The organism is Kocuria sp. CPCC 205260, assembly GCF_040981045.1.
GTDB classification, from domain to species: domain Bacteria; phylum Actinomycetota; class Actinomycetes; order Actinomycetales; family Micrococcaceae; genus Kocuria; species Kocuria palustris.
Genome location: NZ_JAVKPT010000006.1, coordinates 150,369 through 161,509, shown reverse-complemented (window position 1 = coordinate 161,509; position 11,141 = coordinate 150,369). Strand labels below are relative to the sequence as shown.

The following is an 11,141-nucleotide window of genomic DNA, read 5'->3' as shown; positions in this document are numbered from 1 at the left end:
GACGGGGACACATCCTTATAGGGGGAGACCTTGGGCGGAGTGTAGGCGGGCGAGCCGGCCATGCGGTAGGCGACCGCGGCCATGGCGTCGCGGTTGATGTTCTGGGTCGGGCGGAAGGTGCCGTCGGACCAGCCGGTGAGCAGGCCCTTCGACTTGGCCCAGCTGATCTCGGAGGCGAAAGAATGGTCGCCCGGCACATCGGCGAAGGGCCCGGCAGGGACGGTCTTGCGGGTCGCCTGGGGCTTCACGGCGGAGCTGGTGGTGGGCTTGGCCGTCGTGGATGAGGTGACCGACGAGCGGGCGTCGGAGGGGCCGTAGCCCGAGGCATAGCCGTAGCCGTCGACGACCGAGACGATCCGCCAGGGCTGCCCGGTGCGAGCAAGATTCCCGTCGGCGATCGTGACGCCGATGCCGATCACGTCGATCTTGGGGGAGAGCAGCACCTTGTTGTGATCAGGGGAGTTCTTCCACCAGGTGACAAGGGCCTTGGGGTTGATCGAGTACTCGAGGGCCGTGATCTCATTCATGGCGTCCACGCCGGCGCCGCGTCGGGGATCGGAGACGAAGTTCAGGGAGTGGCTGACGTACTCGGCACGCACCACTCGATCGGACTCGTCCTGGGCGATGCCGGTGATCGTGGAGGAGTAGCGCACGGGCTTGAGGCCGCGAGCCGTCCGGTAGGCATTGATCTCGCTGAGGATCTGCTGCCGGTAGCCGTCCTTCTGGGACGAGGCCACGCTGACGATGTCCTGGGAGGCGGCCTGGGCGGGTGCGGGCCCGAGCATCACTGGCAGGGCCGTGAGGGCCGCGGCGGCCAGCGCTGCGCCGGCGAGTCGATGGCGAACGGAACGGGTCATGGGTCACTTCCCTTGCTGGCACGGACGATGTGCCGTCTGAGCGGTTGCATCTGGTTCCGGACGCGGGAGCGCGTCCGGGTGGTGCTGCGTCCGTGACGGGGAAGAAGCCTCGGGGCAGAGCGTCGGGGCTCGCAGTCGCGCGGGTGACGGCTGCGAGCCGGGCGGGAGCGGCTGCGGCAGGGGGTCCTGCCGCAGCCGCGATGGTCAGCGGGTCCTGACGGCGCCCGAGCGCCGGGCGGGCGGGCACCGTCAGGGGTCAGTTGGCAAAGCGGTAGAGGAAGGCGGCCATGGCGTCGCGGTGGGTCTGGTCCAGGGGTCGGAAGGTGCCGTCGTTCCAGCCGGTCGTGATGCCCTGGGCGCTCATCCAGTGGATCTCCTTGTAGAAGGCCGAGCCGGGGCGCACGTCCTTGAACGAGGAGGTCTTCGGTGCGGTGTAGGCCGGCGATCCCGACATGCGGTAGAGCAGCGCTGCGGTGGCGTTGCGGTCGATGTCGTTCAGGGGGCGGAAGGTGCCGTCGGACCAGCCGGTGAGCAGGCCTTCGGAGCGGGCCCAGGTGATCTCCTTGTAGAAGGCCGACTGCGGGGTCAGGTCCTTGTAGGGGGAGACGCGCGGCGGGGTGTAGGCGGGGGAGCCTGCCATGCGGTAGGCCACGGCGGCCATGGCGTTGCGGTCGATGTTCTCGGTGGGGCGGTAGGTGCCGTCGGACCAGCCGTTGAGGTACTTCTTGTTCTTGGCCCAGGTGATCTCGGTGGCGAACTGATTGCTGGCGGAGACATCGCGGAACGGGCCGGCGGTCGTGGGCGCGGTCGTCGGAGCCTTGCCGCCGATCGGGCGGTAGTTCGGGTTGATGGCCAGGTCGCGCAGCTTGGCGGCGCTGCCGCCGAACACGTTCGAGTCGCCGGAGAACGGGCCGGTCTCGGAGTACTGCCAGATGTCGTAGGTGCTCCAGCCGTTGGGCATGACTCCGGGGGAGCCGGTCCAGCGCGCGATCATCAGCGGGTGGTCGTTGAACCGAGCAGTGTTGCCGGTGCAGGTGGCCCACCAGTCGGTCGTCGAGTAGATCGCGGGCAGACGGCCCGTGCGCTTCTCGTAGCGGTTCGAGAAGCTCTCGATCCAGTTGACCATCTCCGACTGGGAGAGATTGAAGCAGATGTTGCCGTAGGCCGGGTACGGGTTGTACTCGATGTCCAGCAGGCCGGGCAGCGTGCGGCCGTCGGTGGACCAGCCGCCGCCGTTGTCCACGAAGTAGTCCGCCTGCGCAGCACCGGTGGAGGTGCGGGTCGGCACGGCGAAGTGGTAGGCGCCGCGGGTCATCCCGGCCTGATAGGAGCCGATGTACTGGCTGTCGAAGGCGGACGAGGTGTAGGTGGTGCCCTCGGTCGCCTTGACATAGGCGAAGCGGGCGCCCATGGAGTACTCCCGCGTCCAGTTCACCGACGGCTGCCATCCCGAGACATCCATGCCCTGGATGCCGGAGGGCTGCCAGGCGCTGCCGAGCACGCTCAGCGACATGGCGCCGATGGGACCCGAGGTGGACGACGCGGAGGCGGTGTCCTCGGGATCGGGAAGGTCCCCGCCCTCGATCTGCTCCATGGTCTCCTCGGAGTCCTCCGAGAGGTGCTTGGCCTCCTCGACCGTCTTCTGGTACTGGCCCATGGCGGCACCGGGAGTGTCATCGCCGGTGCTCGGAGCGGACTGCGGCAGCTCGGGGTCGTCGTAGGAGGCCACGGCCTCGTCGTCGTAGGAGACGACCTCGCCGTCGACCAGGGGCAGCTCGCCCGCCGGGGCGCCCGCATCGGTGGTGCCGGTGGCGGGGGACTCCTCGGCGTGGGACGGGACGGCGGTGAGAAGGGAGGTGATGGTCAGAGCCGTCAGGGACAGCACGGAGCAGGTCGCGGTGTGGCGGGGGGAGGGAGACACGCGGGGCCTATCTGTTCGGGGGGGGGGGGTCAGCATCCGCGACGCACCCGGGCGCGCGGACGCCCCAAAGCATAAGCGAGTCTCGGGTTATTTATCAGGTCGTTATCAGCAAATTCTGAAGAATCACGATACAGAAGTGTATCGCTACTGATCGCACGCATCTGCGCAGATCACGAACAGATCAATAACAGGTTGGGGGACAGCCGCGCGATGCCGCGGCAGACGCCTCGAGGCCGCGCCGCCGGTACCGGTGGCGCGGCCTCGAGGAGGTCGCCGGAGCGGGATGGGAGCCGGCGGCCAGTGCCGCCGAGCTCACAGCGTCCGCGCTGGGCTGAGACTCAGTAGGCGCCTTCGTGGGCGAAGACGGCCTTCACGGTGCGCAGGAGGATCAGCAGGTCCTCGAGCACCGACCAGTTCTCGACGTAGTAGAGGTCCAGGCGCACTGCCTGCTCCCAGTCGAGGTCCGAGCGTCCCGAGACCTGCCACAGGCCCGTGATGCCGGGCTTGACCCGCAGGCGGCGGTGCACGTACGAGTCGTACTTGCTGACCTCGGAGTCCAGCGGGGGACGGGGCCCCACGAGCGACATGTCTCCGCGCAGGACGTTGAGGAACTGGGGCAGCTCGTCGAGGCTGTAGCGGCGCAGCACCTTGCCGGGGCCGGTCACGCGGGGATCGTCCTTCATCTTGAACAGGACGTCGCCGCCGGATTCGTTCTCCGCCAGCAGGGCCGCCTTGCGCTCCTCGGCATCCGTGTACATGGACCGGAACTTGAGCATCTTGAAGTGCGTCCCGTCCAGGCCCACGCGCTGCTGGCGGAACAGGACGGGGCCGCGGTCGTGGGCCTTCACCGCCAGAGCCACGACCAGCATGATCGGCGAGAACGCGATCAGCGCTCCCAGCGCGCCCACGATGTCGACCAGGCGCTTGAGGATCCGTCGCGAGCGGGTCATGCGCGGGGTGGCCACGTGGATCAGGGGCAGACCGGCGACCTGCTGCGTGTGGATGCGGGGCCCTGCGATGTCCGTGAGCCCGGTGTTGAGCACGAGTCGCACGTGGGCATCGGCGAGGTACCAGGAGAGGTGGCGGATCTCGGCCGAGGTCAGCGGCGAGCTGTTGGTCAGCACCAGCGTCTGGATGCGGTGGCGGCGCACGGCCTCCAGGATTCCGGAGACCGAGGGGGTCTGGTCGGGGGCCAGGGCATTGGGGATCTCGATCTCCTCGAGATTCGAGGGCATCTGCTTGCGCGTGGTGGGGGCGTAGACCGCCACCGGGTCCAGCCCGGACTCGACGTGCGCGCGCAGCGACTCGGCAGTCTCGAGGGCGCCGCGACGACGGCCCACGATCATGGTGGGCGCCATGGCCTCGCCCGCGCGACGGCGGCGGATCAGCTGGGAGCGCAGCATCACGCGGCCCAGGATCAGCAGCGCCGCACCGGCCGGCAGAGCCACGAGCACGTAGCCGCGCGCCACGGGCAGCGCCAGGGCGTAGGAGACGATCGCCACGGCGCTGAAGACCATCAGGGTCGCGGTGAGGACCTGCCGGGCCTCCTCCATGCCGCTGCCGATCAGGCGCACGGCTCGGGTACCGCGCAGATCCAGCGCGCACCACCACAGCAGGCCGATGATCAGGCCCACCACGAGGTAGTGGATGCCGAACCGGCCGATGATCAGCTCGGCCTGGGCATCGGGGAGGCTGAAGCGGGCCACCTGTGCCAGCACGAGCGTGACCACGATGGCCAGGGCGTCCACGATCCGCATGCGGGTGACGTATCCGGTGCGCCACTGCTGCTCCGTGGCGGTCGGCAGCGGGCGGGACGGGGCATCCGGGGTGGGGATGATGCGGATGGGGCCGGTGGTCGGCTCCCCGCCGCTGCCGTCGGGCCGGCGGGGCAGAGGGGCAGGGTCGTGGCGCGCAGACCCCTTGTGCTCCGTGGTGGCCGCGGGGCCTGAGCCCGCGCCCTGCGACGGGTGCGCGCGGCGCTGCGAGCGGTACTCCCGGGCGGTCGTGCGTCGATCGGTCTGCGGCGATGTGCCGAGCGACCTGCTCATGGATGATTCCTCCCCCTGGTGGAATGCACCGAGGCGATCGCGCCTGGTCCCTGATCGTCGCCGCGGCACTGCCGCGGGTGCGTCGTGCGATGACGGCGCCGTCGAAGGGCCACGCGCTGCTAGGGGCGTCCCGATGCTTTCCTGCGATGCTGATGCGGGTCAGCGCCCGCGACCTGCTCGGAATCCGCCGTCCCCACGGCTGATCTCGAGCGGGTGCGCGAGCATCCCACAGGCCCATCCTACGAGTCCGGAGCCCGATATGGGTGTTCTCTGCTGTGGTCTCTTGGTCGGGGCCTCGAGCGAGCCGGGGGCAGCTCGAACCGTGTGACATGGGGCGATGTCCGCATTCCGAGGTCGTGAGCGCAGGCTGGTATGCTGTGCGGGCTGCCGAGGCGAGGGGAGCGCGCGGGTGAGATCCCGCGGACTCCCGTGATCGACGAGGCTGGTACCTGCTCTTCCAGCGCATCCGGAGCTCGAGGCTCGCGGATCCAGCGCGCGGGATGATCCGATCGGATGCCTCGCATTCGTGTCCGGAAAGCCGTGGAGGCTGAAGGTCCCGGTCGCTCGCCGATCGGCACCGATGAACCACCACGAGAACCCGTTGCATCAGGAGGAGCCACCATGGCTGATACCACCAAGGTCCCCGGCGAGGTCCGCACCGACTTCGGCAAGGGCTACGCCCGCCGCATCCGCCAGGCCGACAAGATCCCCGCCGTCATCTACGGCGCCGGTCACGATCCCATCCACGTGTCCCTGCCGGGCCACGACATGATGCTGATCTCCCGCAATGCCAACGCCGTGATCGAGGTCCTGGCCGATGACGGCCAGAAGCACCTGGCCATGCTCAAGGACGTCCAGCGCCACCCGATCCGCCCGGAGATCTACCACATCGATCTGCTGACGGTGAAGCGCGGCCAGAAGGTCGAGGTCGACCTGCCGATCAACGTCACCGGCGAGGTCGACCCCTCCGCGATCTACACGCAGGAGGAGACCACTATCACCGTCATGGCCGACGCCCTGAACGTCCCGGAGCAGGTCGAGCTCGACATCGAGGGCCGCACGCCGGGCGAGCACGCGCTCGTGTCGGACATCGTGGTGCCGTCGGGCGTCGAGGTCCTCACCGACCCCGAGACCATGGTCATCAACGTCTCCGAGCCCATCGAGCAGGATCTCGGCGAGGAGCCGGAGGACGAGGAGACCGAGGGCGCCGAGGGCGAGTCCGGCGAGGAGTCGGGCGAGTCCGAGGGCGGCGAGGCTTCCGACGAGGAGTCCTCCGACTCCGAGTGATCCCCCTGTGCGCCCGGCTCCGGCCGACGGCGCGCCGGATCCCGATGGCACCCCGTCCGCGCGACGGGGTGCCATCGTCGTCCTGGCGCGCGAGCGGGCAGGATGGACCGAGCGCACGGTGTGCGCCACGGACACGATGACGAAGACGAGCACTTCGAGGAGCAGCCCCGCATGACGACCGATCGCTGGATCGTGGTGGGACTGGGCAATCCCGGTCCCCAGTACGCGGCCACCCGCCACAACGTGGGCCAGATGGTGCTGGACGAGCTCGCCGGCCGCACCGGAGGCAGCTTCTCGGCGCACAGGTCGCGGGCCCAGGTCATCGAGACCCGCCTGCGCCCGGGCGGCCCGCGCCTGGTGCTGGCCAAGCCGCTGACGTACATGAACACGTCGGGCGGGCCGGTGAGCGCGCTGCTGAAGTACTACGACGCCACCGCCGGGCAGCTGATCGTGGTCCACGACGAGCTCGACATCCCCTTCGATACCCTGCGCCTCAAGCGCGGCGGCGGCGAGGGCGGGCACAACGGGCTGCGCGACATCTCCAAGGCCGCGGGCACCAAGGACTACCTCCGAGTGCGTGTGGGCGTGGGGCGTCCTCCGGGGCGCATGGACACCGCGGACTACGTGCTGCGCCCGTTCGGCTCGGCCGAGGCCAAGGACCTGCCGCTGCACCTGGACCGGGCGGCCGATGCCGTCGAGCGGATCATCGACGACGGCCTCACCGCCGCCCAGAACGCCTTCCACAGCTCCTGAGGCTCCGCTGGGCCGTCGGAGCCCTGGACTACCGTGGATATGCCGTCCCGCGCCTCGTGCGCCGGACGGGCCCGACGCGATGGAGGCATTTCGACATGGACACCCCGAACGGACCCCTCGACGACGCCGAGGCTCGGCGCCTGGCCGCCGACTTCCCGATCCTGCAGCGCGAGCTCGACGGCCGCAGGCTGGTCTACCTGGACTCCGGGGCCACCTCCCAGCGCCCCGTCAGCGTGCTGGATGCCGAGCGCTCCTTCCTGGAGACGTCCTACGCCGCCGTGCACCGCGGCGCGCACACCCTGGCCGTCGAGGCCACGGACGCCTTCGAGGACGCTCGCCGCACGGTCGCCGGCTTCGTCGGCGCGCAGGAGGAGGAGATCGTGTGGACCTCGAACGCCACCGAGGGCCTGAACCTGCTCACCTACGCCTTCTCGAACGCGACCGCAGGCTCCAACGGTGCCACCGAGGCCTCGCAGCGCTTCCGTCTGGGGCCCGGCGACGAGATCGTGATCACCGAGGCCGAGCACCACGCCAACCTGGTGCCGTGGCAGGAGCTGTGCGCTCGCACCGGAGCCTCGCTGCGCTGGATCCCGGTCGATGACCGGGGGCTGCTCGATCTCGAGTCCCTCGAGGAGGTCGTGACCGAGCGGACCAGGGTGCTGGCCTTCGCCCACGTCTCCAACGTCACCGGCGCCGTCCACGACGTCTCCGCGCTGGTCGCGGCGGCCCGCCGGGTGGGAGCGCTCGTGGTGCTCGACGCCTGCCAGTCGGTGCCGCACCTCCCGGTGGACTTCCATGCCCTCGACGTCGACTTCGCCGTGTTCTCCGGGCACAAGATGCTCGGGCCCACGGGCATCGGCGCGCTCTGGGGCCGCCGCGAGCTGCTCGAGGCGCTGCCCACCTTCCTGACCGGCGGGTCCATGATCACGCGGGTCACCATGGAGTCCAGCGAGTACATGCCGGCCCCCACCCGGTTCGAGGCCGGCACCCAGCGCATCTCCCAGGCGGTCGCCCTGGCGGAGGCCGTGCGCTTCCTCGAGGGCATCGGCATGTCCCGGATCGAGGCCCGCGAGGCCGAGCTCGGCCAGCGCCTGGCCGCCGGCATCGAGCAGCTGCCCGGAATCCGGCTCGTGGGCCCGCCAGCCGGGGAGCCCCGCGTGGGCCTGGCCTCCGTGGTGGTGGACGGCGTGCACTCCCACGACGTCGGCCAGCTGCTCGACGTCGCAGGGGTGGCCGTGCGCGTGGGGCACCACTGCGCCCAACCGCTGCACCGGCGGCTCGGCACCGCGGCGACCACACGGGCCAGTGCCTACGTGCACAGCACCACGGAGGACATCGACCGGTTCCTGGAGGAGCTGGGGAAGGTGCGAGCCTACTTCCGGGTCGACGAGGACACCAGCGCCGCCAGCAGCGGGAAGGAGAGAGCATGAGCGAGCTCGATCAGATGTACCAGGAGGTGATCCTGGACCACTCCAAGCGCCGCGTCGGCGAGGGCCTGGCGGCCGAGATCCGGGAGCTGCCCGGCAAGGACGCCGTCACGGAGCCGGTGGGGCAGGAGAGCGCCGCCGGGGCGGACCACGAGTACAACCCCACCTGCGGCGATGAGATCCGGCTGCGGGTGGGCCTGCGCGGTGAGACCGTCGAGTCCGTGACCTGGGAGGGCGATGGCTGCTCGATCTCCATGGCCGCGGCCTCCGTGCTCTCGGAGATGGCGCCCGGCTCGTCCCTGGAGCAGCTGCGTGAGCAGCTGGACGCCTTCCGAGAGATGCTGCACTCGCGCGGTCGCATCGAGCCGGATGTCGAGCTGCTGGGCGATGCCGCGGCCTTCGCCGGCGTCTCGCGCTTCGTCGCCCGGGTGAAGTGCGCGGCGCTGGGCTGGGTCGCGGCCGAGAAGGCGATCGAGCGGGCTCAGGCCGGGCAGCAGGGCTGATCGCCGGGTCCGCGCTCGTCTCTCACGACGACGGCGCTGCACCTTCCATCTGGAGAAGGTGCAGCGCCGTCGTCGTCGGTGCGCGGAACCGAGCGCGCCGATCAGCCCATGGTGTCCACCTCGGCGCCCTCGTCGCGCAGCTTCTTGTAGTGGCGGTTGCGAGCCACGAGCAGGCCGCCGCCTGCAAGCGCGGCGATCGTGGAGCCGAAGAGGATGCCGACCTTCGCATAGTCGTTGTGCGGGGAGCCGATGCCGAAGGACAGCTCGGCGACCAGCAGCGAGACCGTGAAGCCGATGCCGGCCACCATGGCCAGGCCCGCCATGTCGATCCACTGGTAGTCGCGGTCCTTGCTGGCAGGGGTGAACCGGTCCATCAGCCAAGCGGAGCTGAAGACGCCGATCATCTTGCCGAAGACCAGTCCCAGCACGATGCCGACGGCCACGGTGTCGGTGGCCGCCGAGCGGATGCCCTCGACGCCTCCGACGGCCACACCGGCGGAGAAGAAGGCGAAGATCGGAACGGCCAGTCCGTTGGACAGCGGGCGGAAGCGGTGCTCGAGGGTCGGGGCCAGGCCCTGGGCGGGGTCCTCGTCGTTGATCACGTGCGGACGGGTCTTCAGCACAGGCGTCGCGAAGCCGAGCAGCACGCCGGCGATCGTGGCGTGGATGCCGCTGTTGTACATGAGGATCCAGACCACGAAGCCCAGGGGCAGCAGGATGACCCAGGCGGCCCAGGCCCGCGCCATGAAGAACGAGGCGAAGCGGTGGGTCAGCACCCAGTACACGGCCAGCACGGCGAACGAGGCCAGCAGGGGCAGGAAGCTGAAGCCGTGGCTGTAGAAGATGGCGATGATGACGATCGCGATGAGGTCATCGACCACGGCCAGCGTCAGAAGGAAGGTGCGCATGGCCACCGGGAGGGCGGAGCCCACGACCGCCAGCACCGAGACCGCGAAGGCGATGTCCGTGGCGGTGGGGATGGCCCAGCCCTGGATGGTCGAAGGATCCGAGCCCGCGGTCAGGTTGAGCACCGCGTAGATGATCGCCGGCACGGCGGCGCCGCCGAAAGCCGCCACGATCGGCACGGCGGCCTTGGCCGGATTGCGCAGCTCGCCGTCCACGAAGGAGGCCTTGAGCTCCAGGCCGGTCAGGAAGAAGAAGATCGCCAGGAGCCCGTCGGCGGCCCATTCGCCGACGGTGTGGGTCAGCCCGGGGACGGAGTGGATGCCCACCTCGGCATCGCGCAGTCCGAAGTAGAAGGACTCGGCCGGCGTGTTGGCCAGCACCAGGGCGGCCACCAGCGCCACGAGCAGCAGCACGCCGCCCACCAGGTCCTGGCGCAGGGCATCTCCGAGACGGAGCAGAGGCGATCTGCTGGCTGACTGGGCTTGGGACATCGGGGACCTTCCGTGCGGCATGGCATCGACCCGTGCTGGGCACCGGCCACGGATCGGGCCAGTCTACGACCGCAGTGGCCTGCGTCGCGTCGAAGTGCCGATGGCGCCGGAGATGACGACGCCCCGGGACCCTGCTGCGTGGCGGGGTTCCGGGGCGCGCAGCCGGTGCGGCCAGGACAGCCGCCGGGCGGGTCAGTGCGAGGCGATCCAGGCGTCGGCCTCTCGGGACTGCAGGCTCAGGGCCTTGCCCACATAGGGCTCGGCGGCCGAGGCGACCTTGCCGCCGACCAGCGGGATGTTGGCCTTGACGGTGACGTCCACGGCGACGTCGGTGGTCTCGCCCTTGGCGGTCAGGGTCTGCGTGCCGGAGCCGGAGACGGGCATGCCGCCCACGGAGACCTCGGTCTGGATGTCGCGGGAGCCGTTGTCGCGAGGACCGGACCAGGTATCGACCTGGGTCACGGTGAGTCCGCCCTTGACGAACTTCTTCGCGATGTCCGGCAGCTTCTCCGCGCCCATGCTGCGCACGATCGTGACCTTGAACGGACCCGAGGTGTCGCCCTCGACGTTCTGGGACACCAGGGTCGCGCCGCCGCGCTCGGCGACATGGCGGTTGAAGGCCTCATCGGTGAAGGTCTCGATGACCTTCTCGACGGGGGCATTGATGGTCTGGCTGGCGTTGACGGCCATGGGACTCCTCCTGCTGGGACGACGACGGGAGCTTGGTCGAGCACGCGGCGACCGCGCCTGGCCGAAAATGCGGTGGGGCCGATCGCGCACTGTCATTCATCGGCCATTCTACGGCGAGACCTGGGACGGCCCTCGACGCGAGCCGGAGATCGACAGGTGAGGGGACGTCCGTGCGCATCTGTGGGGTCAAGTGGACGTCCCGAACGCCGAGTCCGAGCCGCTCGACGCGTAGAGTCGCTCGCCGGGGTCGTCGCTCGG

The 11,141-nt window shown here is 69.9% G+C and carries 9 protein-coding genes; 4 read left to right on the top strand and 5 right to left on the bottom strand.

Annotated features, from left to right (window positions below; translation table 11 throughout):
• From RF645_RS10630 to RF645_RS10620, 3 genes are all read right to left on the bottom strand, one after another.
• The coding region (locus tag RF645_RS10630) for a CAP domain-containing protein (RefSeq protein ID WP_368819073.1) at window positions 1-857 on the bottom strand (857 nt) is incomplete at its 3' end.
• 256 nt (window positions 858-1,113) lie between these two features.
• Window positions 1,114-2,778, bottom strand: coding sequence for a GH25 family lysozyme (locus tag RF645_RS10625; RefSeq protein ID WP_058871754.1), 1,665 nt, complete (start codon window positions 2,776-2,778; stop codon window positions 1,114-1,116).
• Window positions 2,779-3,116: 338 nt separating this feature from the next.
• Window positions 3,117-4,826, bottom strand: coding sequence for a sugar transferase (locus RF645_RS10620; protein ID WP_058871753.1), 1,710 nt, complete (start codon window positions 4,824-4,826; stop codon window positions 3,117-3,119).
• Window positions 4,827-5,447: 621 nt separating this feature from the next.
• On the opposite strand from RF645_RS10620, the gene RF645_RS10615 reads away from it, so the two are divergent.
• The 4 genes from RF645_RS10615 to sufU all read left to right on the top strand — a co-directional run bounded on the left by RF645_RS10615 (window position 5,448) and on the right by sufU (window position 8,796).
• Window positions 5,448-6,113, top strand: coding sequence for a 50S ribosomal protein L25/general stress protein Ctc (locus tag RF645_RS10615; protein ID WP_006214196.1), 666 nt, complete (start codon window positions 5,448-5,450; stop codon window positions 6,111-6,113).
• A gap of 171 nt (window positions 6,114-6,284) precedes the next feature.
• Window positions 6,285-6,866: an aminoacyl-tRNA hydrolase gene (gene pth, locus RF645_RS10610; RefSeq protein ID WP_058871886.1), complete on the top strand. Its 582-nt coding sequence runs from the start codon at window positions 6,285-6,287 to the stop codon at window positions 6,864-6,866.
• 95 nt (window positions 6,867-6,961) lie between these two features.
• Window positions 6,962-8,296: a SufS family cysteine desulfurase gene (locus tag RF645_RS10605; protein WP_006214198.1), complete on the top strand. Its 1,335-nt coding sequence runs from the start codon at window positions 6,962-6,964 to the stop codon at window positions 8,294-8,296.
• A complete protein-coding gene (gene sufU / locus RF645_RS10600) occupies window positions 8,293-8,796 on the top strand; it encodes a Fe-S cluster assembly sulfur transfer protein SufU (RefSeq protein ID WP_006214199.1) in 504 nt (167 codons plus the stop codon). The genes RF645_RS10605 and sufU overlap by 4 nt, the downstream gene beginning before the upstream one ends.
• Window positions 8,797-8,897: 101 nt before the next feature.
• Here the strand turns inward: sufU and nhaA are convergent, their stop codons facing one another.
• Together nhaA and RF645_RS10590 are read right to left on the bottom strand one after the other, a co-directional pair.
• Window positions 8,898-10,193, bottom strand: a complete 1,296-nt coding sequence (gene nhaA / locus RF645_RS10595; protein ID WP_058871752.1) for a Na+/H+ antiporter NhaA — start codon at window positions 10,191-10,193, stop codon at window positions 8,898-8,900.
• Window positions 10,194-10,385: 192 nt separating this feature from the next.
• Entirely contained in the window at window positions 10,386-10,883 is a 498-nt protein-coding gene (locus RF645_RS10590; RefSeq protein ID WP_006214201.1) for a DUF2505 domain-containing protein, read from the bottom strand.
• Between the last annotated feature and the right edge of the window lie 258 nt (window positions 10,884-11,141).